Origin of the sequence: Burkholderia sola (assembly GCF_905400185.1) — a bacterium.
GTDB classification, from domain to species: Bacteria; Pseudomonadota; Gammaproteobacteria; order Burkholderiales; family Burkholderiaceae; genus Burkholderia; species Burkholderia sola.
This window is the reverse complement of sequence record NZ_FR989676.1, coordinates 2,404,067-2,427,614: the sequence shown is the minus strand read 5'-3', so window position 1 is coordinate 2,427,614 and position 23,548 is coordinate 2,404,067. Positions and strand designations below refer to the sequence as shown.

Annotated in this window: 23 protein-coding genes; 14 read left to right on the top strand and 9 right to left on the bottom strand. The window is 67.8% G+C overall.

Going from position 1 to position 23,548, the window contains the following annotated elements; genetic code table 11:
• Positions 1–64: 64 nt before the first annotated feature.
• Entirely contained in the window at positions 65–1,414 is a 1,350-nt protein-coding gene (locus KR541_RS27315; protein ID WP_050010984.1) for an MFS transporter, read from the top strand.
• Here the strand turns inward: KR541_RS27315 and KR541_RS27310 are convergent.
• Complete coding sequence (locus KR541_RS27310) at positions 1,411–2,211, bottom strand: SDR family NAD(P)-dependent oxidoreductase (RefSeq protein ID WP_050010985.1); 801 nt, start codon at positions 2,209–2,211, stop codon at positions 1,411–1,413. The two genes, KR541_RS27315 and KR541_RS27310, sit on opposite strands and share 4 nt — an antisense overlap.
• Positions 2,212–2,344: 133 nt before the next feature.
• Between KR541_RS27310 and KR541_RS27305 the strand changes: the two genes are divergently transcribed.
• Together KR541_RS27305 and KR541_RS27300 are read left to right on the top strand one after the other, a co-directional pair.
• On the top strand, positions 2,345–3,304 hold the full coding sequence (locus KR541_RS27305; protein ID WP_050010986.1) for a GlxA family transcriptional regulator: 960 nt from the start codon (positions 2,345–2,347) through the stop codon (positions 3,302–3,304).
• A 78-nt stretch (positions 3,305–3,382) separates the two neighbouring features.
• Positions 3,383–4,531: an epoxide hydrolase family protein gene (locus KR541_RS27300; RefSeq protein WP_089489342.1), complete on the top strand. Its 1,149-nt coding sequence runs from the start codon at positions 3,383–3,385 to the stop codon at positions 4,529–4,531.
• Positions 4,532–4,632: 101 nt separating this feature from the next.
• On the opposite strand, the gene KR541_RS27295 is transcribed toward KR541_RS27300, so the two are convergent.
• Positions 4,633–5,124 carry a 2,4'-dihydroxyacetophenone dioxygenase family protein gene (locus KR541_RS27295; protein ID WP_050010988.1) on the bottom strand — a complete coding sequence of 164 codons (492 nt, stop codon included), beginning with the start codon at positions 5,122–5,124 and terminating at the stop codon, positions 4,633–4,635.
• Positions 5,125–5,276: 152 nt separating this feature from the next.
• On the opposite strand from KR541_RS27295, the gene KR541_RS27290 reads away from it, so the two are divergent.
• The 3 genes from KR541_RS27290 to KR541_RS27280 are packed head-to-tail and all read left to right on the top strand — an operon-like array spanning position 5,277 to position 7,376.
• Positions 5,277–5,765, top strand: coding sequence for a MarR family winged helix-turn-helix transcriptional regulator (locus KR541_RS27290; RefSeq protein ID WP_373452499.1), 489 nt, complete (start codon positions 5,277–5,279; stop codon positions 5,763–5,765).
• Positions 5,766–5,802: 37 nt separating this feature from the next.
• On the top strand, positions 5,803–6,138 hold the full coding sequence (locus KR541_RS27285) for a hypothetical protein (RefSeq protein WP_050010990.1): 336 nt from the start codon (positions 5,803–5,805) through the stop codon (positions 6,136–6,138).
• Complete coding sequence (locus tag KR541_RS27280) at positions 6,135–7,376, top strand: MFS transporter (RefSeq protein ID WP_050010991.1); 1,242 nt, start codon at positions 6,135–6,137, stop codon at positions 7,374–7,376. The genes KR541_RS27285 and KR541_RS27280 overlap by 4 nt, the downstream gene beginning before the upstream one ends.
• 12 nt (positions 7,377–7,388) lie before the next feature.
• Here the strand turns inward: KR541_RS27280 and KR541_RS27275 are convergent, their stop codons facing one another.
• Positions 7,389–8,339: a LysR family transcriptional regulator gene (locus KR541_RS27275; RefSeq protein WP_050010992.1), complete on the bottom strand. Its 951-nt coding sequence runs from the start codon at positions 8,337–8,339 to the stop codon at positions 7,389–7,391.
• 105 nt (positions 8,340–8,444) lie between these two features.
• Here KR541_RS27275 and aptA point away from each other — a divergent pair, with 105 nt between their 5' ends.
• Positions 8,445–9,800 carry an omega-aminotransferase AptA gene (aptA, locus tag KR541_RS27270; RefSeq protein ID WP_050010993.1) on the top strand — a complete coding sequence of 452 codons (1,356 nt, stop codon included), beginning with the start codon at positions 8,445–8,447 and terminating at the stop codon, positions 9,798–9,800.
• 49 nt (positions 9,801–9,849) lie between these two features.
• Positions 9,850–11,367 carry a CoA-acylating methylmalonate-semialdehyde dehydrogenase gene (locus KR541_RS27265; RefSeq protein WP_050010994.1) on the top strand — a complete coding sequence of 506 codons (1,518 nt, stop codon included), beginning with the start codon at positions 9,850–9,852 and terminating at the stop codon, positions 11,365–11,367.
• A gap of 128 nt (positions 11,368–11,495) precedes the next feature.
• On the opposite strand, the gene KR541_RS27260 is transcribed toward KR541_RS27265, so the two are convergent.
• Positions 11,496–11,870 (bottom strand): COG4315 family predicted lipoprotein, encoded by a 375-nt coding sequence (locus tag KR541_RS27260; RefSeq protein ID WP_050010995.1) that lies wholly within the window; start codon positions 11,868–11,870, stop codon positions 11,496–11,498.
• A 72-nt stretch (positions 11,871–11,942) separates the two neighbouring features.
• On the opposite strand from KR541_RS27260, the gene KR541_RS27255 reads away from it, so the two are divergent.
• Positions 11,943–12,200 carry a hypothetical protein gene (locus tag KR541_RS27255; RefSeq protein ID WP_150123282.1) on the top strand — a complete coding sequence of 86 codons (258 nt, stop codon included), beginning with the start codon at positions 11,943–11,945 and terminating at the stop codon, positions 12,198–12,200.
• Between the two features lie 75 nt (positions 12,201–12,275).
• Positions 12,276–12,653 (top strand): nuclear transport factor 2 family protein, encoded by a 378-nt coding sequence (locus tag KR541_RS27250; protein ID WP_050010996.1) that lies wholly within the window; start codon positions 12,276–12,278, stop codon positions 12,651–12,653.
• 97 nt (positions 12,654–12,750) lie between these two features.
• Here KR541_RS27250 and KR541_RS27245 read toward each other — a convergent pair whose 3' ends face one another.
• Entirely contained in the window at positions 12,751–13,554 is an 804-nt protein-coding gene (locus KR541_RS27245) for a helix-turn-helix transcriptional regulator (protein ID WP_050010997.1), read from the bottom strand.
• 132 nt (positions 13,555–13,686) lie between these two features.
• On the opposite strand from KR541_RS27245, the gene KR541_RS27240 reads away from it, so the two are divergent.
• Both KR541_RS27240 and KR541_RS27235 read left to right on the top strand, forming a co-directional pair.
• Positions 13,687–15,093 carry an APC family permease gene (locus KR541_RS27240; RefSeq protein WP_050010998.1) on the top strand — a complete coding sequence of 469 codons (1,407 nt, stop codon included), beginning with the start codon at positions 13,687–13,689 and terminating at the stop codon, positions 15,091–15,093.
• A gap of 64 nt (positions 15,094–15,157) precedes the next feature.
• Positions 15,158–16,267: a DmpA family aminopeptidase gene (locus KR541_RS27235; RefSeq protein WP_050010999.1), complete on the top strand. Its 1,110-nt coding sequence runs from the start codon at positions 15,158–15,160 to the stop codon at positions 16,265–16,267.
• A gap of 153 nt (positions 16,268–16,420) precedes the next feature.
• Here KR541_RS27235 and KR541_RS27230 read toward each other — a convergent pair whose 3' ends face one another.
• Both KR541_RS27230 and KR541_RS27225 read right to left on the bottom strand, forming a co-directional pair.
• Entirely contained in the window at positions 16,421–16,633 is a 213-nt protein-coding gene (locus KR541_RS27230; protein ID WP_050011000.1) for a hypothetical protein, read from the bottom strand.
• 136 nt (positions 16,634–16,769) lie between these two features.
• A complete protein-coding gene (locus KR541_RS27225) occupies positions 16,770–18,953 on the bottom strand; it encodes an FUSC family protein (RefSeq protein WP_050011001.1) in 2,184 nt (727 codons plus the stop codon).
• A gap of 198 nt (positions 18,954–19,151) precedes the next feature.
• Between KR541_RS27225 and KR541_RS27220 the strand changes: the two genes are divergently transcribed.
• On the top strand, positions 19,152–20,099 hold the full coding sequence (locus KR541_RS27220; RefSeq protein WP_050011002.1) for a LysR family transcriptional regulator: 948 nt from the start codon (positions 19,152–19,154) through the stop codon (positions 20,097–20,099).
• A gap of 110 nt (positions 20,100–20,209) precedes the next feature.
• Here the strand turns inward: KR541_RS27220 and KR541_RS27215 are convergent, their stop codons facing one another.
• Together KR541_RS27215 and KR541_RS27210 are read right to left on the bottom strand one after the other, a co-directional pair.
• Positions 20,210–20,512, bottom strand: coding sequence for a DUF4148 domain-containing protein (locus KR541_RS27215; protein ID WP_050011003.1), 303 nt, complete (start codon positions 20,510–20,512; stop codon positions 20,210–20,212).
• Between the two features lie 213 nt (positions 20,513–20,725).
• Positions 20,726–21,868 (bottom strand): porin, encoded by a 1,143-nt coding sequence (locus KR541_RS27210; protein ID WP_050011004.1) that lies wholly within the window; start codon positions 21,866–21,868, stop codon positions 20,726–20,728.
• A gap of 335 nt (positions 21,869–22,203) precedes the next feature.
• Here KR541_RS27210 and codA point away from each other — a divergent pair, with 335 nt between their 5' ends.
• Entirely contained in the window at positions 22,204–23,445 is a 1,242-nt protein-coding gene (gene codA, locus KR541_RS27205) for a cytosine deaminase (RefSeq protein ID WP_050011005.1), read from the top strand.
• Positions 23,446–23,548 lie beyond the last annotated feature (103 nt).

The window sequence follows — 23,548 nt, the reverse complement described above, 5'->3', positions numbered from 1 at the left end:
GCGGCGGCGACTGGCGTCGCGGTTCCCGCCCGGCCCGTATTCGCATCCATCGAGGAGACGATCGATGTCCATCCCCTTGCAAGCGGACGCCGCGCACGCGGCTGAGTCCGGTTCCGCCGCGCCCGGCAACGACGCGCTGTACCGCCGCATCGGCATCCGGATCGTGCCGTTCCTGTTCGTCTGTTACATCGTGTCGATTCTCGATCGCAGCAACATCGGCTTCGCGCAGTTGCAGATGCGGCAGGATCTCGGCCTGACCGATGCGATGTACAGCCTCGGCGCGGTACTGTTCTTTGTCGGCTACGTGCTGTTCGAGGTGCCGAGCAACGCGCTGCTGCGCCGCTTCGGCGCAAGACGCACGTTCGCGCGGATCATGGTCCTGTGGGGTGCGGTGTCGGTCGCGATGATCACCGTCGACAGCGCGAAGCAGTTCTACGTGCTGCGGTTCCTGCTCGGGCTGTTCGAAGCCGGTTTCTTCCCCGGGGTGGTGTTCTATCTGACGTACTGGTATCCGGCGCGCCGGCGCGCGTCGGTGCTGTCGATCTTCTATGCGGGCGTCGCGGTGGCCGGCATGATCGGCGGGCTGCTGTCGGGCTGGCTGATGCGCGCGATGTCTGGCGTGCTCGGGCTGCACGGCTGGCAATGGATGTTCGCGATCGAGGGCGCGCCCGCGATCCTGCTCGGCGCGATCGCATGGTTCTGGCTGTGCGACCGCCCCGAACACGCGCGCTGGCTGTCCGACGACGACCGGCAACGGCTCGCGGCCGACCTGGCCGCCGATCGTGCCGGTGCGCCCGCGCACGCGGCTGCTTCGCTGCGGCGGGTATTGGCCGAGCCGCGTACCTACCTGTTCGCGTTCATCTATTTCTCGCTGACGACCGCGTTGCTGATGCTGCTGTTCTGGATGCCGCTGATGATTCGCGAATTCGGCATTCACGACGTCGTGCACGTCAGCCTGCTGTCGATCGTGCCGAACGCGATAGGCGCGGCAGGCCTGATCGCGATCGCGCGGCGCTCGGACCGCAAGCGCGAACGCCGCCGGCATTTCGCCGCGTGCGCGTTCGGCGGCGCGGTGGCGCTCGCGTTGCTGACGCTGCACCTGCCGAGCATCGTCGCGATGATCGCGTTGCTGTCGATCGCGGCGATGCTGATCTTCGCCGCGCATCCGGTGTTCTGGGCCGTGCCGTCCGCGTATTTCGCGGGGGCCGGCGCAGCGGGCGGGATCGCGCTGATCAGCAGCATCGGCGTATCGAGCGGGATGATCACGCCGTGGATCGTCGGCGTGATCCGCACGCGCACCGGCAGCATGGATGCGGCGATGCTGATGATCGCCGGATTGCTGGCCGCGTGCGCGGTCGCGATGCTGCTTGGCGTGCGCGCCACGCCGCGCGGCGCAGGCCCGGCCGACACCTAGCGAGCCGCAGTGTAGCGCGGGGCCGGCGTATCGGCCGACAAATGCGGCGCCATCGTGCGGCGCGCGGCCTCGTACGCGTCCCATTCGTCACCCGCATGCAGCGAAGGGATCGTCACGAGCTCGCCGCGATCGAATCCGACCAGCGCCGCATCGACCATGTCCGGCGCCGTCATCACGATTTCCTTCGGCAGGTGCTCCAGCGGCAGGCCGCCCGTCTGCCAGAAATCGGTGGCCGTCGCGCCGGGCAGCACGGCCTGCACCTGCACGCCCTTGTCGGCGAGCTCGTGATGCAGCGACTGGCTGAACGCGAGCACGAACGCCTTGCTGCCGCCGTACACGCCGTTCAGCGTTTCCGGCGAGATCGCGACGATCGACGAAATGTTGATCACCGCGCCGCGGCCGCGCGCGACGAAGCCGGGCACGGCCGCATAGGTCAGCCGCGTGAGCGCGGTCACGTTCAGGTCGATCATCCGCGTCATCGCGTCGACGTCGCTGTCGAGCAGCGGCGCATGCGTGCCGATGCCCGCGTTGTTCACGAGCAGCGTGATGCTCGCGTCCTGTTTCAGCTTCGCTTCGACGGCGGCGAGCGCCGCGCGGTCGTTGAGGTCCGCGTCGACGATCTCGACGCTGCGCTGCGTGTCGTTCGTGATGCGCTCGGCGAGGGCGCTCAGCCGGTCGCGGTTGCGCGCGACCAGGATCAGGTCGTAGCCGCGGCGCGCGAGGCGGTCCGCGTAGACGGCGCCGATGCCCGACGACGCGCCGGTAATGACAGCGGTACCGCGATGTGCTTGCGTCATGATGTACTCCGTTTTGATGAGAATGGCCGGATGGCGTGAACGCATTCTGGCCTCGAAGCGCGGCGACACAAATGACGTAGATGGGTATGATTTCGGACATCGGGGCCAATCGGCACGAAACCGGAGAACGCGGATGCACCGAATCGGCTTTCTGATCAGCGACGGCTTTCAGATCATGGCGCTCGCCGCGCAGTCGGTGTTCGAGTACGCGAACATGGGGATGGACGCGCCGTTCTACGCGATGGACAGCTATTCGGTCGACGGCGGCGACGTGCGCTCGTCGCTCGGGCTGCCGGTCGCCACGCGCGCGCTGCGCGGGCGGCTCGGCGTCGACACGTGGATCGTCGCGGGCGTCAACGATCCGCTCGCCTCGCCGGCGCCGGCCGGCGTCGTTGCCTACCTGCGCCGCGCGAACGGGCAGGCGCGGCGGATCGCCGGCATCTGCACGGGCGCGTTCGTGCTGGCCGAGGCCGGGCTGCTCGCGCAGCGCCGCGCGACCACGCACTGGGCGTTCGGCCGCGACATGCAGCGGCACTACCCGGAGATTCGCGTCGAGGACGACCGGATCTTCATCGTCGACGGCCCGATCTGGACGTCGGCCGGGATGACGGCCGGCCTCGATCTCGCGCTCGCGATGGTGGAAAAGGACCTCGGCGCCGACGCCGCGCGCTCGGTCGCGCACAAGCTGGTGATGCATCAGCGCCGGGCCGGCGGCCAGTCGCAGCATTCGGAAATGCTCGAGCTGGCGCCGAAATCCGACCGGATCCAGAACGCGCTCAACTACGCGCGGCAGAATCTCGGCCGCGCACTGACCGTCGAGGAGCTGGCCGAGGCCGTGCACCTGAGCCCGCGCCAGTTCAGCCGCGTGTTCACGCTCGAAACCGGGCAGTCGCCGGCGAAGGCAATCGAGCGGCTGCGGCTCGAATCGGCGCGGCTGATGATCGAACAGAGCCGCCATCCGCTGGACGTGATCGCGAAGGAGAACGGTTTTCGCGACCGCCGGCACATGCGCGACGCGTTCGTGCGCGGGTTCGGCGTGCCGCCGCAGGCGCTGCGGCGCGATGCGCGGGCGGGCGAGCGGGAAGCGGGCTGACGGGCGCAGCCGTACGCCGCCAGCACCGGTCGGGAAAATCGCGCAGAATCCCGTCGACATGTTTCGCGAGGAGACACGATGCACGCCGAGCCGTTCGACATTGCGATACCCGATCAAGCACTTGACGACCTGCGTCGACGTCTGCACGACACCCGCCCGCCGAACCTGGCGCCTGCCGAGCCGTGGCAGCAGGGTGTAGACGGCGCGTGGCTGCATGAGCTGGCCGCGTACTGGGCCGACGGCTTCGATTGGCGCGCGGCGGAACGCGCGCTGAATCGGCTGCCGCAGTTCGTCGCGGACGTCGGCGGCCGGCGCGTGCACTTCGTGCATCGGCGCGGCACAGGCCCGAAACCCTATCCGCTCGTCGTCACGCACGGCTGGCCCGGTTCCGTATTCGAATTCCATGCGTTGATCGATCGCCTGTGCGATCCGGCCGCGTTCGGCGGCGATCCGGACGACGCATTCGACATCGTCGCGCCGTCGCTACCAGGCTTCCTGTTTTCTCCGGCGCCTGCGGTGCCCGGTACATCGGCGCTCCAGGTCGCCGACTGCTGGGCGGAATTGATGGCCGGCCTCGGCTACCGACGCTTCGGCGCGCAGGGCGGCGACCTGGGCGCGGGCGTGTCGGTCGCGCTCGGCGCGCGGCACGAGGGCGTGGTCGACGGCATCCATCTGAACTATCTGCCCGGCAGCTACGAACCGCCGATCGACGCGGCGCGGCCGCTGACCGACGACGAACAGGCGTTCCTGAAGCAGCGCGGCGACTGGGCGGCGCTGGAAGGCGGGTACGCGCACGTCCACATGACGAAGCCGCGGACGCTGGCCGTCGCGCTCAACGATTCGCCGCTCGGGCTGGCCGCGTGGATCGCCGAGAAATTCCGTGCGTGGAGCGATTGCGACGGCGACGTCGCGCGGCGGTTTTCGTACGACACGCTGTTGACCGGCATCTCGCTCTACTGGTTCACCGGCTGCATTGGCTCGTCGATGCAGATGTATTGGGAGAACCGGCTGCAGCCGATGCGGTTTACCCCCGGGCAACGCCTGGCGGTGCCCGTCGGTTTCGCGCGCTTCCCGAGGGAAATCAGCCGCCCGCCGCGCAGTTGGCTCGAACGCGTATTCGACGTGGTGCAGTGGACCGACATGCCGAGCGGCGGCCATTTCGCGGCGATGGAGGAGCCGGATTTGCTGGCCGACGATATTCGGCGGTTTTTCAGGCGTTTTCGATAACGAGCGGGGCGGTCGGCGACGCGTGCGAAGTACGCCGGTGGCCATCCTGGCAACCGGGTGCGGCCGCATCGCGCGGATCGCGCCGACGCCTATCTCGAGTCTTACCGCGTAACGAACGCCGTGGCCGCATCCGGCGCCGTACGCGCATGCTTGCGCTGGCGCAGCAGCGCGACGCGGCAGTTCTCGCGCGCCGTTTCGCGGCCGTCGTCGTCGAGCAGCACGAGGTCGCCGCGCATCACGTTCAGCGTGATCACATCCTCGCCCGGCGCGCCGAGCGTTTCCGGCGTATGTACCGAGCCGGCCGGTTCGAGCACCGTCGAACCGGCGTGCGCGACCCAGTCGTATTCGCGGTAGCGCCACGCACCCTGCAGCGTATGGACGAATACCTCGCCGTCGTGCCGATGGCGCGGAAGCGTGCCGCCGGCCGGCATCTTCAGCAGCGCGGTGAGCGTGTCCTCGGCCGCATTGATGTGCAGGTACTTGATCGCGAGCCCCGGCAGGTCGGCGCTCATCGGCAGCCACGGCAGCGCGTCGCCGGGCAGGCACGAGATCGGCGGCAGGTCGGTGGAGAGCGGGGCGGACGGCTGCGTCATGGCGGAAGGCGGGGTGGAAACGGGAAGCCCGCATTATCGCAGAGGCGGATCGCGCGGCCGAACGGGGGACACGACCGCGTGCCGAAAACGGGGGCGACAGCCGGCTCCTTGCACGATGAAATATACAGTCAAACTGTACAGTTTGACTGTCGATGTGTTATCTTGAATTGATGAACTCGCCATCGTCTCCCCCCGACACTCTCCCCCTGGCCGGTCTCGCCGGCGACCTCCGCATCTCGGTCGGCAAGCTGATGCGGCGGATGCGGGAGCAGACCCATCCGAACGACCTCACGTCGTCGCAGAAATCGGTATTGCTGCGGCTCGATCGCGACGGCCCGGCGACCGTATCGGCGCTTGCACGCGCCGAAAGCGTGCGCCCGCAGTCGATGCGCGTGACGGTCGCGACGCTGGAGGCGCTCGGCGCGGTCGCCGGCGCGCCCGATCCGACCGACGGCCGGCAGACGCTGATCGCGCTCACGCCCGGTTTCCGCAAGGTGCTGCAAGCGAACCGCGCGGCCAAGGACGACTGGCTGTTCCGCGCGCTGCACGCGCAACTGTCGGCGGCGGAACAGGCCGAGCTCGCGGCGGCCGTGAAGCTGCTGCAGCGGCTCGCCGAATTCCAGGACCCGGCGCGTTCGTAAACCGTATCGACCCGCTCGCTGAAAGGATGGCTCGCCCATGAACTTCCTGCATCTCGTGTCGTACTTCTTCGGCGGCGCGTTTCTCGCGAATGCCGCGCCGCATCTCGTCAGCGGGCTGCGCGGCGAGCCGTTCCAGACACCGTTCGCACATCCGCCCGGGCGCGGACTGTCGTCGTCGACCGTGAACGTGGTGTGGGGCGTCGTGAACCTCGTCATTGCTTATGCGCTCGTGCGCCGGGCCGGCGATTTCGACCTGAAGATCACGGCCGACGCGGCGGCGTTCGGCCTCGGCATCCTCGTGCTGGGGCTGTTCCTTGCGCGCCATTTCGGCGAACTGCACGGCGGCAACGCGTCCGACCGGGAGCGGCGATGAGCGTGCCGGCCGCGGGCGTGTTCCGCTCGCTTCGCAGCTTCAACTATCGCGTGTGGGCGATCGGCTCGCTGGTGTCGAACATCGGCACGTGGATCCAGCGCACCGCGCAGGACTGGCTCGTCCTCACGCAGCTCACGCATCACGACGCATCGGCGGTCGGCACGGTGATGGCGCTGCAGTTCGGCCCGCAACTGCTGCTGTTGCCGTGGACCGGCTACGCGGCCGACCGCTTCGACCAGCGCAAGCTGCTGATGGCGACGCAGGCGCTGATGGGCGCGCTGGCGCTCGTGCTCGGCGTGCTGACGGTCACCGGCGCCGTGCGGCTCGAGCACGTTTACGTGTTCGCGTTCCTGTTCGGCTGCGCGTCGGCGTTCGACGCGCCGGTGCGGCAGACCTTCGTTGCGGAACTGGTCGGCGACCGCGAACTCGCGAACGCGGTCGCGCTCAATTCGACGTCGTTCAACGCCGCGCGGATGGTCGGCCCTGCGGCGGCCGGCTTCCTGATCGCATCGGTCGGCACCGGCTGGGCGTTTCTCGCGAACGGGCTCAGCTTCTTTGCGGTGCTGGCGTCGCTGTCGCGGCTTCGGGAAGACGAATTGCGCGCGAACGTGCGGGCAGGCCGCTCGCGCGGCAGCCTGCTCGACGGGTTCCGCTACGTATGGCATCGCCCGGACCTGACGGCGATCCTCGTGATGCTGTTCCTGATCGGCACGTTCGGGCTCAATTTCCCGCTGTTCATTTCGACGATGGCCGCCAGCGTGTTTCACGTCGATGCGCGCGGGTTCGGCTTCCTGTCGTCGATGATGGCGGTCGGCACGATCTCGGGCGCGCTGCTCGCCGCGCGCCGCGAGCAGCCGCGGTTTCGTCATCTGTGGATCGGCGCGGCGCTGTTCGGGCTCGGCTGCACGTTCGCCGCGCTGGCGCCCGGCTACTGGTCGTTCGCGGCCGCACTGGTGCTGACCGGCATCGCCGCGATCACCTTCATGAATTCCACGAACAGCCTGATGCAGCTCTCCACCGAGCCGGCGATGCGCGGCCGCGTGATGGCGCTGCGCCTCGCGGTCGCATTGGGCGGCACGCCGATCGGCGCGCCGGTGGCCGGCTGGGTCGCGAACCATCTCGGCCCGCGTTGGGCGCTCGGCCTCGGTGCGGCGTCGGGCTTTGCCGCGGCGCTCGTCGCGACCCATTTCGTCACGCGCGAGCGCGCGCAGCCGCGCGCGGCCGACGATGGGGCCTGAACGAAGCCGCCGCTACGCCGCCGGCAACACCGCCGCATGCGCGGCTTCGAGGCACGTCTGGAACAGCAGCGCCGCCCGCGACGGCTGCGGCGAGCGTCGCAGCAGGCTCACGAACCGGCACCGGTAATTGAACCGGTGCGGCGCGATCGGCTGCATCAGCCCCTTGTTGTCGAAACTTTCCGCGTAGTGATCGGGCAGGAAGCCCAGATAGCGGCCCGACAGGATCAGCGTTGCAATCGATTCCTGGTCCGACGCGGTCGCGCTGCGCGTGAGCTTCGCGCGATGGCTCAGCTCCATGTTCGGCGAATGGAAACCGAGCCCCGCGAACGCGTGGTGGCGGATCGTCGTCCACGTGAGCTTGCCGTGCGGCGCGTCGAACAGCGGATGCTGGCGGCCGCAGTACAGCAGCATCCGTTCGTCGAACAGCGCCGAATACACGAGGCTGCCGGAGTTGCGGTGCGCGGGAATGATCCCGACGTGGTAGCTGCCGTCGATCACCCCGCGTTCGACCTCGTTGATCGACGCGACGTGCAGGTTCAGCGCGACGTCGGGCGCCTCGTCCGCGAACTGGCGGATCGCGTCGCCCAGGCGCGCATGCGGGTTGGTCGCCGTCTTGTCGAACACCGCGATGTGCAGTTCTCCGCCCATCTTGTCGTGAATCCCGTCGATTCTGCTGCGAAATGCCTCCATCGACGCGAGCAGCCGCAGCGTTTCCTCGTACACCGTCTGCCCCTCGGGCGTCAGCGTGAAGCCCGCGCGGCCGCGCCGGCACAGCACGAGGCCGAGCCGCGTTTCGAGATCCTTCACGTGCCGGCTGATCGTCGAGATGCCGATATTCAGTTCCAGTTCGGCCGCCGCCATCCCGCCGCACTGCACGACGCCCTTGAAGACCCGCAGCAGGCGGAGATCCATGTCGCTGAGCTGCCCGAGCAACGCGCGGCTCTTCGGTTTCTTTGCTTGCATAGTTGCGCAAGTGAACATTGATATTGCGATATTCAAAAGACTAATTGGCGTCCCGACAATGCGCAATATCAATACGAGAAGGAGGGGCGCGCCGCGCCGACCGACATGACCGACATCACCACCGCGCAGCACGACGAAACCAACCTCCGCACCGACGCCGCCTGGCTCGACGCGCACTGGATGCCGTTCACCGCCAACCGCCAGTTCAAGGCCGATCCACGCCTGATCGTATCGGGCAAGGGCGCGTATTACACCGATGGCGAAGGGCGCAAGATCTTCGACGGCCTGTCGGGCCTCTGGTGCACGGGCCTCGGTCACGGCCGCACGGAAATCGTCGAAGCGGTGAGCCGCCAGGTCGCGCAGCTCGACTACGCGCCGGCCTTCCAGTTCGGCCATCCGAAATCGTTCGAGCTCGCCAACAAGATCAAGGAGCTGACGCCGGCCGGCCTCGACTACGTGTTCTTCACGGGGTCGGGCTCGGAAGCGGCCGACACGTCGCTGAAGCTGGCCCGTGCGTACTGGCGCGCGAAGGGCAAGGGCACGAAGACGCGCCTGATCGGCCGCGAGAAGGGTTATCACGGCGTGAACTTCGGCGGTATCTCTGTCGGCGGGATCGGGCCGAACCGCAAGCTGTTCGGCCAGGGCCTCGACGCCGATTTCCTGCCGCATACGCAACTGGCCGAGAACAAGTTCTCGCGAGGGATGCCCGAACACGGCGCCGAGTTGGCCGACCGCCTGCTCGAGTTGATCGCGCTGCACGACGCGTCGAACATCGCGGCCGTGATCGTCGAACCGTTCTCCGGTTCGGCGGGCGTGGTCGTGCCGCCGAAGGGCTATCTGAAGCGCCTGCGCGACATCTGTACCGCGCACGACATCCTGCTGATCTTCGACGAGGTCATCACGGGCTTCGGCCGGGCAGGCGCGATGACGGGCGCCGATGCCTTCGGCGTGGTGCCGGACATCATGAACTTCGCGAAGCAGGTGACGAACGGCGTGCAGCCGCTCGGCGGCGTGATCGCGACGAAGGAAATCTACGACACGTTCATGGCCGCGGGCGGTCCCGAGTACATGCTCGAATTCCCGCACGGCTACACGTATTCGGCGCACCCGGTCGCGTGCGCGGCCGGCGTCGCGGCGCTCGACCTGCTGGTGAAGGAAGACGCGGTGGCCCGCGTGCGCGATCTCGCGCCGCATTTCGAGGCGGCCGTGCACGGGCTGAAGGGCCAGCGTCATATCACGGACATCCGCAACTACGGGCTGGCCGCCGGCCTGACGATCGCCGCGCTGCCCGGCGAACCGGCACGGCGCCCGTACGAGATCGCGATGCGCTGCTGGGCGAAGGGCTTCTACGTGCGCTACGGCGGCGACACGATCCAGCTCGCGCCGCCGTTCATCGCCGAGAAGCGCGAGATCGACAATCTCGTGAACGCGCTGTCCGACGCGCTGAACGAAGTGGATTGAGCCCGCGCTCGCTTCCGGCCATAACCGAATTCAAGCAAGAGTCAGACACATGAAACACGACAGCAATGTGACCTCCACCGTCGGCCACCTGATCGACGGCAAGCGCGTCGACGGCGGCAGCCGGGTCCAGCCGGTGTTCGACCCGGCCACCGGCGAATCGCACAAGAGCGTCGCGCTCGCCGACAAGCTGACCGTCGAAGCCGCGATCGGGTCCGCGCAGGCCGCGTTCCCGGCATGGCGCAACACGCCGCCGCTGAAGCGCGCCCGCGTGATGAGCCGCTTCAAGACGCTGCTCGAGGAGCACGCGGAAGAGCTGTGCGCGCTGATCACGGCCGAGCACGGCAAGGTGCTCGCCGACGCGATGGGCGAACTGCAGCGCGGGATCGAGAACGTCGAATACGCGTCCTATGTGCCCGAACTGCTGAAGGGCGAGCACAGCAAGAACGTCGGCCCCGCGATCGATTCGTGGAGCGAGTTCCAGGCGCTCGGCGTGGCCGCCGGTATCACGCCGTTCAACTTCCCGGTGATGGTGCCGCTGTGGATGTGGCCGATGGCCGTCGCGTGCGGCAACACGTTCGTGCTGAAGCCGTCCGAGCGTACGCCGTCGTCGACGCTGCGCATGGCCGAGCTCGCACTCGAAGCCGGCCTGCCGCCGGGCGTGCTGAACGTCGTGAATGGCGACAAGGAAGCGGTCGAGACGATCCTGACCGATCCGCGCGTGAAGGCCGTGAGCTTCGTCGGCTCGACGCCGATCGCCGAAACCATCTACTCGACCGGCTGCGCGCACGGCAAGCGCGTGCAGGCGCTCGGCGGCGCGAAGAACTTCGCGGTCGTGATGCCGGATGCCGATATCCCCAACGCGGTGAACGCGCTGATGGGCGCCGCGTACGGCTCGTGCGGCGAGCGCTGCATGGCGATTCCGCTCGTCGTCGCGATCGGCGACGAAACGGGCAACCAGGTCGTCGCGGGGCTGAAGGCCGAGATCGAGAAGATGAAGGTCGGCCCGGGCAACGGCGCGGGCGTCGACATGGGCCCGCTCGTCACGCAGCAGCATTTCGAGAAGGTGACGGGTTTCGTCGAAGCGGGCGTGGCAGCGGGCGCGACGCTCGTCGTCGACGGCCGCGGCGTGAAGGTCGACGGCCACGACGGCGGCTACTACCTCGGCCCGTGCCTGTTCGACAACGTGAAACCCGGCATGCCGATCTATCAGCACGAGATCTTCGGGCCGGTGCTCGGCGTGATCCGCGTGAAGTCGCTCGACGACGCGATGGCGCTGATCGACGCGCACGAATATGGCAACGGCACGTGCCTGTTCACGCGCGACGGCGAGGCCGCGCGCTACTTCAGCGACAACATCCAGATCGGCATGGTCGGCATCAACGTGCCGCTGCCGGTGCCGGTCGCGTATCACTCGTTCGGCGGCTGGAAGCGTTCGCTGTTCGGCGATCTGCACGCGTACGGTCCGGATGCGGTGCGGTTCTACACGAAGCGCAAGACGATCACGCAGCGCTGGCCGTCGGCCGGCGTGCGCGAAGGGACCGTGTTCAGCTTCCCGTCGAACCGCTGAGTTGACGCGCGCGCCGGCCGCATGCAGCCGGCGCGACGTGCAAAGCCGCAAAAGCCCGCCCCGATCGACGATCGGCGGCGGGCTTTTTCACGTCCCGGCGAAACGCGCGGAACGCGGCGCAAGCCGGCTCAAGGCGCGACCACGTGCCACACGTTCTTGAAGTTGTCGCCGTTGCGTTCGCCCTGTTTCATGTCCTTCGAGTAGAAGTACAGCGGCTTGCCCTTGTATGCCCATTGCGGGCTGCCGTCGTCGCGCTTGACGATCGTGTAGGGGCCGACCGGTACGTCGGTCGCGCTGGCCTTGTACGGCGGCCAGAGGGTTTCGCATGGGCCCGAACAGGCGCTGGTGCCGGCGTTGGGCTTGTCCTTGTCGAACGAGTAGACGGTCATCCCGTTCGCGGCGACGAGTGCGCCGTTTTCTTCCTTCGTGATGGAACCCTGGGCCGTGGCCGAAGCTGACGCAATGGCGAGCAGGGCGGAGCTGACGAGCAGCGCGGCTTTCATGAGTGCCTCCTGATAATCCGGTGGGCGGCCGCGATTGCGTGCACGGGCGAGCGTGCGCCGGAATCGCGATGAATGGTGCCGGAGCACGGCGCCGTCGCTGCCGGCCCGCGCGAGCCGCGGCGGGGCGAATGGCGGCGAACGGAGCGCCTTATTCACGATAGGCGGTTTTTGGCGGTGCTGCGAGAAGATGGGGGGCATATCGGCGGCACGCACGCGGCGCGCAACGGCGCGACGATCGTCGTCGTGCCCGGGTATTCGGCATCCGTCCCCGCGCCCGCGCCGGGCGTGAGTTGCGGCGGCAACGACCCCGATACGGGTTTGCGTGGATGACATCGCGCGCATTCCGCCGGAATATCTTCGTCAGCGCGAGCCGGGCTCGCGCCGATCCTTCCGGGAGGGACGACGATGCTTCAGGATCCAGGCGATGTTGCGCGCGCCAGCTATCGCGCGTATGTCGACAAGGACCGCGACGCGATCGAAGCGCTGATCGCGCCGGATTTCCATTTCACGAGCCCGCTCGACAACCGACTCGATCGCGATGCGTATCTCGCACGTTGCTGGCCGAACAGCGCGATACTCGCCGCTTTCGAGTTCGTCGACGTCGCTGTGCACGGCGAATACGTGTACGTCGTGTACGAAGCCGTGACGACCGCCGACAGGCGGTTCCGCAATGCCGAACGATTGCGCGTGCGCGATGGCCGGCTTGTCGAGGCCGAGGTGTATTTCGGCTGGTATGTGCCGCACCCGGCGCCCGATGGCGGGTTCGTCGAGTCGGGCAGGTGAATGCAATCGCGCGGCGCGAAGCTGACGTTTCGCCGTCGCGAGGCGCCCGCGCAGGGCGGCCCGCCGGGGCGTCGCCGGTTGACGGCGTGCGCGCCGCTCAACCGGCTGCATCGTCTTCCCCCAGCGCCCGAATGAACCGCGAAAACAGCTCAGGCTGCGACGAGATTCCAAGCTTCGCGTAAAGGTGCCGCCGATGCACCTTCACCGTCTCCGGTGAAATCGCGAGCCGCTCCGCGATCGCCTTCGACGAATTGCCGCGCAGCACCATTCTTGCGATCGCCATCTCGCGATCGGTCAGCACGCCCGCGCCGAAGCGCGCGAGCGCCTGCTCGACGCGCGCACCGAGGTCCGCGTCGGGCGTGGCGCGCGCGGCATCGCCCACCAGCCGCCAATGCTGCCGGATGACCGCGAGCACCCACGGCATCGCGGCCGTCAGCTTGCCGAGCGGCTCGACGTCGAAGCGCGTCGACGCACCGAGCGACAGCGACAGCAGCGTGTCGGCGTTCGGTCGCACGAGAATCTGGATCTCGTCGTCGCCGACCGCGTCGCGGAAATAGCTCAGGAAATATTCGCTCTGCCGGAACAGGTCGGGTGCGACTTCCTCGAGCCGGTAGCAGCCGTCGGCGAGCCCGTCGTGCGCGGCCTGCAGGAACGGATCGAGCAGATATAACCCGTTCAGGTAAAGCGGCACCGGCGACGCGGTGTCGGCGCCGCCCGTGTCGTATTCGTCGAGCACGAGCGGCACGCCGTCGCGGCCGATCGCGGTCGCGAGCGCGTTGTCGAACGGCGCCATTTCGTTGAGCAGCAGCACGAGGAACCGCCAGAAGCGCGGCTGGCCGAGATGATCGATCGCGCGGCCGAGCGCCTGGTGCATCGCGATTTCGGAAAAGAGACGATCCATACCACCACCGGAAGGGCGTAACACGAAGGGGGAATAGCGGTCCTGAAATTGGCTTCCTAGACTGCCACGCAATCAATCGGGCCCGAGTATGGGTGTTCAAAAAAAGGCGGCAAAGGAACAAAGGAGCACGAAATGGCGATGATGTCGGAATCGACGGGCACGCTGCAAGCGGCCTCTGCAACGGAAGACGCGCCGCGCGCGCTGTCGCAGACGCTCAGCGTGCGCGACGCTGTGATGATCACCGTATCGGGCGTGACCCCGGCCAGCTCGATCTTCGTGATCGCGCCGTTCGCGATCCAGCAGGCCGGCAGCGGCGCGGTGCTGTCGTTCGTGCTCGGCGGCGTGCTCGCGCTGGCATTCGCGCTCTGCTATGCGGAACTCAGCGCCGCACACCGCAGCGCGGGCGGCGAATACGTGATGGCCAAGCGCGTGTTCGGCACGCTGCCCGGCTACCTGACCTTCATCACGGTGCTGTCCGTCAGCGTGTTCATCCCGGCCGTGCTCGCGAGCGGCGCTGCGCCGTACCTGAACAGCGCGCTCGGCACGCACTTCGGCAATCAGTCGGTCGCGCTGACGATCGTGCTGCTCAGCTATCTGCTCGGCATGCTGAACATCAAGACGAATGCGTGGATCACCGGCGCGTTCCTGGTCGTCGAAATCGGCGTGCTGATGCTGATCGCCGGGCTCGGTTTCGGGTCGCCGCATCGCGGCGCCGACGTCCTGATCGCACCGGTCGTCGCGAGCGGCAATGCGCTCGTGCCGGCCACGCTCGCGGCCATCGTGCCCGCGATCGGCACCGCGATCTTCTGCTACAACGGTTTCGGCTCGGCCGCCTATCTCGCGGAGGACTTGCGCGGCGGCAACCGCAACGTCGCGAAGGCGGTGATCTATTCGCTGCTCGTGATCCTCGCCGTCGAACTGGTGCCGCTCACCGCGATCGTGCTCGGCGCGCCTTCGCTGACGGAACTGACGAAGAGCGCCGATCCGATCGGCTATGTCGTGCGCTCGCTGAGCAATCCGGCCGTGTCGCGCGTGGTCAGCGGCGGGATCTTCCTGTCGGTGTTCAACGCGATCATCGCGATCGTGATCGCGATGGGCCGCCTGCTGTACAGCAGCGGCCGGCATGCGCTGTGGTCGCGCACCTGCAACCGCGCGTTCTCGACGATCCATCCGCGCCTCGAATCGCCGTGGCTCGCGACGATCGCGCTCGCGATACCGTCGGCCGGGCTCGAGTTCGTGTCGAGCCTCGATGAACTGACCGCATTCACGGTCGACCTGTTGCTGCTGATCTACCTCGTCGTGGGGCTGGCCGCGCTCGCGAGCCGGTTCGTGCGCCGCGACGTCGAGCATCATTACCGGATGCCGCTGTGGCCCGTGACGCCGCTCGTCGCGGTGGCGGGCGCCGCGTATACGCTTTACACGACGCTGGCGACGGCGACGAAGCCGACCGACCTGATCATCATCGCGGGGCTGCTGGTCGCGGCGCTCGTGATGTACGTCGTATGGGCGCGCCACAGCGCGGCATTCCGCGCGCTCTGAGCATCGGCTCGACTCCGTGCATCACCGATACACCGAATCATCGAAAGACAGGAGGAATCGCATCATGCGCACGAGGGATCTCGGCATCCGCATCGGACTCGGCACGCCGGGCCGCTTCAACGCGATCACGGACGTGCCGGGCGTGCGGGTCGGACATTGCACGCTGAACGTCGAGAACGGCGACGCATCGATCCGCACCGGCGTCACCGTCATCGAGCCGCGCGCGGGTGCCGCGCACGATTCGCCGTGCTTCGCGGGCGTGCACGTGCTGAACGGCAACGGCGACGCGACCGGGCTCGAATGGATTCGCGAAGCCGGCCTGCTGACCACGCCGATCGCCTATACGAACACGCACAGCGTCGGCGCGGTGCGCGACGCGCTGGTCGCGAACGAACGCGAAGCGGCGGCCGGCCGCGTGTACTGGTGCATGCCGGTCGTGATGGAGACCTACGACGGACTGCTGAACGACATCTGGGGGCAGCACGTGAACGCCGCGCACGTGCAGCGCGCGCTGGCAGCCGCGCAGTCGGGGCCGGTCGCCGAAGGCGGCGTGGGCGGCGGCACGGGCATGATCTGCCACGAGTTCAAGGGCGGCATCGGCACCGCGTCCCGCGTGCTGGCGAGCGATGCGGGCGGCTGGACCGTCGGCGCGCTCGTGCAGGCGAACTACGGCGTGCGCGAGATGCTGCGCGTGGCCGGCTACCCGGTCGGCGAAGTGCTGCGGCACGTGCATTCGCCGTTTCGCGAAGCCGAAGCGAAAGGCGAGGCCGGCATGGGTTCGATCGTCGTCACGATCGCGACCGACGCACCGTTGCTGCCGCATCAATGCACGCGTCTCGCGCAGCGCGCGAGTGTCGGGCTCGCCCGCGTCGGCGGCGGCACCGAGGATTCGAGCGGCGACATCTTCCTCGCGTTCGCGACCGGCAACGCCGGCTTGCCGGCGGTGAACTACGGCAGCAAGGGCACGCCGACCACCGACGTGCGGATGGTCAACAACGATCATATCTCCGCGCTGTTCGTCGCGGCGGCGGAAGCGGTGGAGGAAGCGATCGTGAATGCGCTGGTTGCGGGCGGCGACGTCGCGTCGCGCGGGGTGCGGGTCGAAGGGCTCGGGCCGGCGCGCTTGCTGGATGCGTTGCGCGAAGTAGGCTGGCGGCCGGGGCGCGGCGCCTGAAACGGCACGCGCCGCTTCAATCGAAGCGGCGTGGTGTAGGACGGCGATGCGGCGATCGGCCGGGCCGCGATCGGCCGGACCGCCGTCCGTCCGCGCACGTCATGCATGCGGTGCGGGCGATGCGGGCCTGGCCGTGACGACGCGGCGTCATGCTCAGCTGCCGAAGTAGATGTTGCAGAAGCTGACGGGGCCGACGCACGCGTTCGGGTCTTCCTGATTCGATTGCGCACGATCGACGCGGCCGGCGGCCTGGATCGCCTCGGCGCGGTTCGCCTGTTGCGGTGCGGCGTCTGCCGGCGCCGGCTGCGCGTGAGCGACGGCAGCGGTGAGCGACAGGGCAACGAGGGCGAGGTGCAGCGGCTTCATTTTGTTTCTCCTGGGTGAGTGCCAGTCTCGCTGGCAGTGAGGAAACTATAGGCTCGCACTGCTTAAAGATTAATCACCGCGCCTGTAGAGCTTATTTCCATCCGGAACAAGGATCCCGTTGCGCGCGCATCGATCTTCAATGGCGGTGCCGGTTGAACGGCGCGTCTTTGTCGAGCAGCGCGCTGCGCATGAAGTGCAGGCAGCCGACGATCCGCTGCATGTTGCGACGCGCGTCGGGCACCGCGTACCACGCCTGCAGCGCGTGCTGAGCCGCGCGGATCGCGAGATTCACGGATTTCAGCGTGCGCGCATGGCGGGCGGGCGTCGGATCGTCGAAGAAGCGCGGCAGTTCGAGCAGCACCGCCTCGATCGAACCGGTCCAGCGCAGCGTCTGCGGCGGTCTCGCCGCGCAGAACATGTGCAGCTCGTCGCGCAGGTCGATGACCGCGTGGCCGATCTCGAGCGTCGACAGCATCCAGCGCAGTGCATCGCGATGCTGCCGCGTGCGGCGCACCAGCAGCGTACGCAGTTGCGCCATCAGGTCGTGCGTGCTCGACTGGAAGCGTTGCGCGAGGCCGTCCGGCGCGCCTTCGCACGCAAGCGTCACCTGGCGGCGCAAGTCGTGCGCGATCCGGCCGGTGAGCCAGGGCATGTGCGTCGGGAACACGACGGCGAACACGAGCGAGCACGCCAGCATCGCGACGACGACCGCCAGCCCGTTGTTGATCAGCACTTCGGGCGTATACGCGATCGTGTTGTCGGGGCCCGCGAGCAGGCAGAAGAACACCGCGAAGCCGATCCCGTAGCCGGACAGGCCCGGCCGCATCGCGAGAAACGCGCCGAGGCCGAGCACCGGCGCGAGCGCCGCGCACAGCAGCGGAAAGCCGTCGATGTTCGGATAGACGTAGCACAGGAAGATGTAGCCGACGGCGGTCGCGAACGCCGCGCCGACGCCCATCTGCGCGACGAACTTCGGCGCGCGCGGCGACGTCGAGCTGAGCGCGCACGCAATCGCGGTGGCGATCACCGCGAGCGAGCCGCTCGGCCATTCGGACGCGATCCAGAACGCGCTCATCGCGCCGACGGCAACCACCGTGCGCAGGAACGCGAAACCGACGAAGAACGCATTGGTTTTCACCGCGTAATGCGTGACCGAGCGCTCGAACGCGTGATCGTCCTGGTCGAGCGACGCATAGGTGTCGACGTAGCCGAGATATTCGCCGATGAACCGGTACAGCAGTTCGATCGCGGTATCGAAGTCGAGCAGGCCGCCGGCCGCGTGCTCCTCGATGGCTCGCCGCGATGCGCGCGCGGCCTTCGGCAATGCACCGTGGAAGCGGCGCAGTTCGAGCAGCGCGCCGGTGGCCGGCGCGATGCCGCGCTGGCGTTCGTCGCGCAATGCGGCGAAGCGCAGTGCGAGCGCGTCGACGTGCGGCGCCAGCGCGTCGAGCACCGCGTCCGACTGATTCGCACGCAGCCGCTTGACGAGCTGGTGCAGCGCATGCAGCCGCGTGCATGCGTTCATGAACTCGCTGTTCAGCCGTGCGAGCCGGCGGCTGCGCGCGCGAATGTGCGGATCCTCGAACGACGCGAATGCACGGTTCGCTTCGAAGCCGACGATGTCGTCGACGAAATCGGCGAAGCGCCGCTCGAAATCGCCGCGCGCGACGTCGCCCGACAGCGCGCCGGCCGTGAACGCCGCAAACGTCGCGTGGCGCGCGCTCAACGAGCGCATCAGCGCCTTCGCGGAACTCAACGGCAGGATCAGCGCGCTGACCGCGCCGGAGCATGCGATGCCGAGCGCGACTTCCGCGGCGCGCGTGAGCGCGGACTGGAACAGCGTCTGCGGCGTCATCACGGCCGGCAGGCCGATCAGCGCGGCCGTGTAGCCGGCGAGCACGAAGCCGTACCAGCGGAAGTGGCGGTTGCGCACCGCGAGCGCAATGCAGCCGCCGATCCACAGCGTGATGCCGGCCATGTACAGCTCGGGCTGCTGCGCGAACAGCCCGCCGAGCGCGAGCGCGCCGACGAGGCCTGCCGCCGTGCCGAGCACGCGGTAGAAGCTTTTCGCGAACACCATCCCCGACAGCGGCTGCATCAGCACGAACACGGTGGTCATCGCGGTGCGCGGCTGCGACATCTCGAGACGCATCGCGATGCCCATCGCCAGCAGCGCCGCGAGCACGGTTTTCGCGAGGTGCAGCCAGATCAGCCCGTCGGTCACGACCCAGTCGCGCGCCGCATTGCCGAGCGGATCGAGCCATCGCCTCCATCGTGCCGGTTCGATGGAAGGTCGCGCGATCGCAGGTGGTGGCTTCATGAAAAGGGGCCCAAGGCCGCCCGCGCGAGGTGCCGCGGTGCGTCCGAACGGGTCCGTTCGACTGGTGAGGCGCCGATTGTAGGAGCGCGGCGCCCGCGCATTAACGCAGTTGCGGGGAAACGATAGTTGCAGCCCGAGTAACAATCTGTCGCATCCAGTGGAGGAAAATGGCGGCTCCGCTACAGGTCGCTCACAGGAATGGATACCCTACAAAACATGCGGGTGTTTACGCGCGTCGTCGAGACGGGCAGCTTCACCGCCGCCGCGCAATCGCTGAATTCGACGACGGGCGCGATGTCGCGTGCGGTGTCGGAGCTCGAGGCGCGTTTGCGCACCCGTCTGATGAATCGCTCGACGCGCCGTCTCGCGCTCACGTCGGCCGGCGAAAGCTATCTGCGGCGCTGCCGCCAGATCCTCGCCGACGTCGACCGCGCGGAAGAAGAGGCGAGCTGCGCGCACGAGCGCCCGGCCGGCGTGCTGCGCATGCACAGCTTCGCGAGCGTCGGTCATCACTATGTATTGCCCACGCTGACGCGCTATCACGCGCAATTCCCGGACGTGTCGATCGAACTGTCGCTGTCGCAGCGCATGCCCGACCTGTTCGACGGCACGAGCGACACGGCCGTCGTCACCGCGTCGTCGCTGCCCGATTCGGAACTCGTGTCGCACCTGCTCGGCTCGACGTTCAGCATTCTGTGCGCATCGCCCGACTACGTGAAACGGCACGGCGTGCCGGCCCGCCCGCAGGATCTCGCCGCGCATGCGTGCCTGACGCTGTGTACGCCGGCGTTTCCGACGCACGAATGGGTGCTCGAAGGACCCGAAGGCGTCGAGCAGATTCATGTCGCCGGGCCCGTGCAGACCAATACCGCCGAATCGCTCGCGCTTGCGATCCGCGACGGCATCGGGATCGGCATGCTGCCGCTGTATTCGGCGATCGACGCGCTGCGCGACGGCTCGCTCGTCCGCGTGCTGCCCGCGCATATCCTGCAGAAGATGAACGTGTATGCGCTGTACCCGTCACGCCGCTTCGTCGATGCGAAGGTGCGGACCTGGGTCGAGATGCTGCGTGCACAGGTGCCGACGATGATCGCGCGCGACGTCGAGATGCTGAACGCGATCGATCGCGAACCGCAGGCCGCCTGAGCGCAAGCCGCCTTGACCCCGCGCGCGCATCGGCGCGCGGCGGGTTGCTTCATGCCCATGCCGGAACCGCGTCATTCGCCATCCATGCTGGATGCGAGCGACGCGCGCCGTCACAGCGCGGGCTTGGCCGCCGCGCCCGATTCGGTTGCCGGCTCGCCGGTCGGGCCGTAGGCGGCCCGCGCCGCTTTCCGTTCGGCGAGACGCTTCGCCTGCAGTCGTTCCTGCGCCGCGAGAATGTCGTCCGGATAGTTGCCGATTTCCCCGCGCGCCGGGTTGTAGCCGACCGATTCGAGGTCGATCAGCTCCTGCAGCACCTGCGCGCGCGTGACGGGCGACTTCGCCTGCTGGGCGAACGACAGGGCCGGTGCGACAAGCAGGACGGCAGCGGCGGCGGTAACGACGAGCGATTTCACGAGGTTCTCCTGAATAAGGGGTGGGTGGCCGGATCGACACGCTGCGCGCGGCGCCGACCTTGGACGTCAGTCTACGGAGCGAGTCCGCGTGCAAACACCCCGATTCCAGGAGGGCTGCGTTCCAGAAGCAACAACATTGGCGGCGTCGCCCGCGGCTACTGAACCCGTGTGTGCACACGGCTCCTGCAGGCGGACGACGTCGCGCGATGCCGGTCAGAACCGCGTGCGCATGCCGATCGTGCCGACCACCTGGTTCGCCGTGCTCGATGCGCCGCCCGACGTGTTGATGAACGCCTGGTAGCCGCGGCCCGACGCATGCTGGAACATCGCTTCCGCGTACAGGTCGGTGCGGCGCGACAGCTTGTACACGGCCTGCAGGTTGGCCTGATGCCACTTCGGATCGCTGCCGTGCTTGCTGTCGGGATTCGACACGCTGGCGTCCGTGTACACATAGGCCGCGCCGACGCTGACGGCCGGCGTCACCGCATAGCGCACGTTCACGTCGTAGTTGTTGAACGCGATCTGGCCGCTGGAGCCGAACGCGCCCGTGTTGTCGTACTGCGAGCGCGTGTAGACGAAGCCGACGGTCGCCGGGCCGAACACGTAGCTGACGCCGCCGCCGTAGCTGCGCATGCGGTCCGAGCCGATCGACCAGCCGCCCTGGTTCAGGCTTTTCGCTTCGGCCGAATCGGTCGCGCCTGGGCTCGCGCTCGTCGAGCCCTTCGTGCCGTTCATCTGCAGGTACGCGCCGGCCAGCTTCAGCGGGCCGTTCGTGTAGCTCGCGGCCACGCTGTACGCGCGGTTCGCGCTGAAGTTCGCCGAGTTGGAGAACGCGTACAGCGCGCCGACCTTGAAGCCCGCGATCGTATCGCTCGTGTACTTGACCGCGTTGTTGATACGCAGCGAGTGGTTCAGGTTGTCGTTGTCGAACGGATGCGCGAAGCCCGTATCGCCGAAATCGCCGGACGTCGCGGACAGCGGCGCGACGAAGTCGACCATCGTGTCGTACTGGCGGCCGAGCGTCAGCGTGCCGTAGCCGGCCTGGCTGAGGCCGACATATGCGTGCCGGCCGAACAGCTTGCCGTCCTGGCCGAGCCCGCCGTTGTTCGCGTTGAAGCCGTTCTCGAGCACGAACAGCGCCTTCAGGCCGCCGCCGAGATCCTCGGTGCCGCGCAGGCCGAAGCGGCTGCCGTTGATCGTGCCGGTCGCCATGCGCCACTGCGACGCACCGTTCACGTTGTTGGTATAGGCGATGCCGGCGTCGATCAGGCCGTACAGCGTGACCGAGCTTTGCGCGTGGGCGAGCGGCGCGAACAGGGCGGCGGCGCACGCGCCGGCGATCAGGGTTTTTTTCAAGGTGAAGCTCCTGCGTGTGGGACGGGAAACCAAAGTTCGGCGCCAGTATAGGAATGCGCGGCGCGCGCAAGGGCCGGGCGGCCGCGAGCGCACTGTTCCGGATCCTGCAAGAGTCGTTCACAAAACCGACACGACGCGATGCGCCCGCGCCGGCCGGCGGTTCTTGCGCGACGGCAGGCCCGCGGCTGCTGTCCTGCCCGGCCCGGCTGTCGTGTCGATGCAACATGCACGGTACGTGCGCGCATCGCTGCTTTTCCTCCATACTGGTTGCCCGGACCACACGGCCGCCGACTCGGATCGCGCGGCCGTGTCAATGCATACGACAAGAGGCCCCCATGAACCTGTTCAACGTACGCCTGCGCGGCCGCGACGGCCTGTTCACGATTGGCGTCGATGCCGGCAAGATCGCGCGGATCGATGCGCAAACCGCACCGATCGCGTCGACGAACCCCGACCATATCGATGGCGGCGGCCGGCTCGCGATTGCGCCGCTCGTCGAACCGCATATCCACCTCGATGCGGTGCTGACGGCCGGCGAACCCGCGTGGAACATGAGCGGCACGTTGTTCGAGGGCATCGAGCGCTGGGCCGAGCGCAAGGCCACGATCACGCACGAGGACACGAAAGCACGCGCGCATGCGGCGATCGGCATGCTGCGCGACCACGGGATCCAGCACGTGCGCACGCACGTCGACGTGACCGATCCGACGTTGGCCGCGCTGAAGGCGATGCTCGAAGTGAAGGACGAGGCGCGCGGGCTGATCGACCTGCAGATCGTCGCGTTCCCGCAGGAGGGCATCGAATCGTTCGACGGCGGCCGCGCGTTGATGGAGCAGGCGATCGAACTCGGCGCGGACGTCGTCGGCGGGATTCCGCATTTCGAGAACACACGGGAGCAGGGCGTCAGCTCGATCCGCTTCCTGATGGATCTCGCGGAACGCACGGGCTGCCTCGTCGACGTGCACTGCGACGAGACCGACGATCCGCATTCGCGCTTTCTCGAAGTGCTCGCGGAAGAGGCGCGCGTGCGCGGCATGGGGGCGCGCGTCACCGCGAGCCACACGACCGCGATGGGTTCGTACGACAACGCGTACTGCTCGAAGCTGTTCCGGCTGCTGAAGCGGGCGGGACTGAACTTCATCTCGTGCCCGACCGAGAGCATCCATCTGCAAGGGCGCTTCGACACGTTTCCGAAGCGGCGCGGCGTCACGCGCGTCGCGGAACTCGACCGTGCCGGGATCAACGTGTGCTTCGGGCAGGATTCGATCAAGGACCCGTGGTATCCGCTCGGCAACGGCAACATCCTGCGCGTGCTCGACGCGGGCCTTCATATCTGCCACATGATGGGTTACCAGGACCTGCAGCGCTGCCTGGACTTCGTGACCGACCACAGCGCGACGACGATGCATCTCGGCGATGGCTACGGCATCGCGGTCGGGCGGCCGGCCAATCTCGTCGTCCTCGACGCGGACAGCGACTACGAAGCCGTACGCCGGCAGGCGAAGGCCACGCTGTCGATGCGCCACGGGAAGGTCATCATGCGGCGCGAACCGGAGCGCGTGACGTATCCGGATTGACGGGAAGGCGGGCGATCGCGGCTCCCCGGTCTGGGTATTCATGAAATGCATCAGTCGATTCGAAAAATACGTTTGTCTCATGAGAGGCGCGGGCCTACGATTC

Coding starts and splice junctions, on each gene's coding strand:
- KR541_RS27260 (WP_050010995.1), bottom strand. CDS start 11,870: ATGAAAGCCGCGCTGCTCGTCAGCTCCGCCCTGCTCGCCATTGCGTCA.
- KR541_RS27300 (WP_089489342.1), top strand. CDS start 3,383: ATGCACGCCGAGCCGTTCGACATTGCGATACCCGATCAAGCACTTGAC.
- aptA (WP_050010993.1), top strand. CDS start 8,445: ATGACCGACATCACCACCGCGCAGCACGACGAAACCAACCTCCGCACC.
- KR541_RS27285 (WP_050010990.1), top strand. CDS start 5,803: ATGAACTTCCTGCATCTCGTGTCGTACTTCTTCGGCGGCGCGTTTCTC.
- KR541_RS27295 (WP_050010988.1), bottom strand. CDS start 5,124: ATGACGCAGCCGTCCGCCCCGCTCTCCACCGACCTGCCGCCGATCTCG.
- KR541_RS27275 (WP_050010992.1), bottom strand. CDS start 8,339: ATGCAAGCAAAGAAACCGAAGAGCCGCGCGTTGCTCGGGCAGCTCAGC.
- KR541_RS27225 (WP_050011001.1), bottom strand. CDS start 18,953: ATGAAGCCACCACCTGCGATCGCGCGACCTTCCATCGAACCGGCACGA.
- KR541_RS27310 (WP_050010985.1), bottom strand. CDS start 2,211: ATGACGCAAGCACATCGCGGTACCGCTGTCATTACCGGCGCGTCGTCG.
- KR541_RS27235 (WP_050010999.1), top strand. CDS start 15,158: ATGCGCACGAGGGATCTCGGCATCCGCATCGGACTCGGCACGCCGGGC.
- KR541_RS27220 (WP_050011002.1), top strand. CDS start 19,152: ATGGATACCCTACAAAACATGCGGGTGTTTACGCGCGTCGTCGAGACG.
- KR541_RS27305 (WP_050010986.1), top strand. CDS start 2,345: ATGCACCGAATCGGCTTTCTGATCAGCGACGGCTTTCAGATCATGGCG.
- KR541_RS27290 (WP_373452499.1), top strand. CDS start 5,277: ATGTGTTATCTTGAATTGATGAACTCGCCATCGTCTCCCCCCGACACT.
- KR541_RS27250 (WP_050010996.1), top strand. CDS start 12,276: ATGCTTCAGGATCCAGGCGATGTTGCGCGCGCCAGCTATCGCGCGTAT.
- KR541_RS27240 (WP_050010998.1), top strand. CDS start 13,687: ATGGCGATGATGTCGGAATCGACGGGCACGCTGCAAGCGGCCTCTGCA.
- KR541_RS27230 (WP_050011000.1), bottom strand. CDS start 16,633: ATGAAGCCGCTGCACCTCGCCCTCGTTGCCCTGTCGCTCACCGCTGCC.
- codA (WP_050011005.1), top strand. CDS start 22,204: ATGAACCTGTTCAACGTACGCCTGCGCGGCCGCGACGGCCTGTTCACG.
- KR541_RS27265 (WP_050010994.1), top strand. CDS start 9,850: ATGAAACACGACAGCAATGTGACCTCCACCGTCGGCCACCTGATCGAC.
- KR541_RS27315 (WP_050010984.1), top strand. CDS start 65: ATGTCCATCCCCTTGCAAGCGGACGCCGCGCACGCGGCTGAGTCCGGT.
- KR541_RS27280 (WP_050010991.1), top strand. CDS start 6,135: ATGAGCGTGCCGGCCGCGGGCGTGTTCCGCTCGCTTCGCAGCTTCAAC.
- KR541_RS27255 (WP_150123282.1), top strand. CDS start 11,943: ATGGTGCCGGAGCACGGCGCCGTCGCTGCCGGCCCGCGCGAGCCGCGG.
- KR541_RS27245 (WP_050010997.1), bottom strand. CDS start 13,554: ATGGATCGTCTCTTTTCCGAAATCGCGATGCACCAGGCGCTCGGCCGC.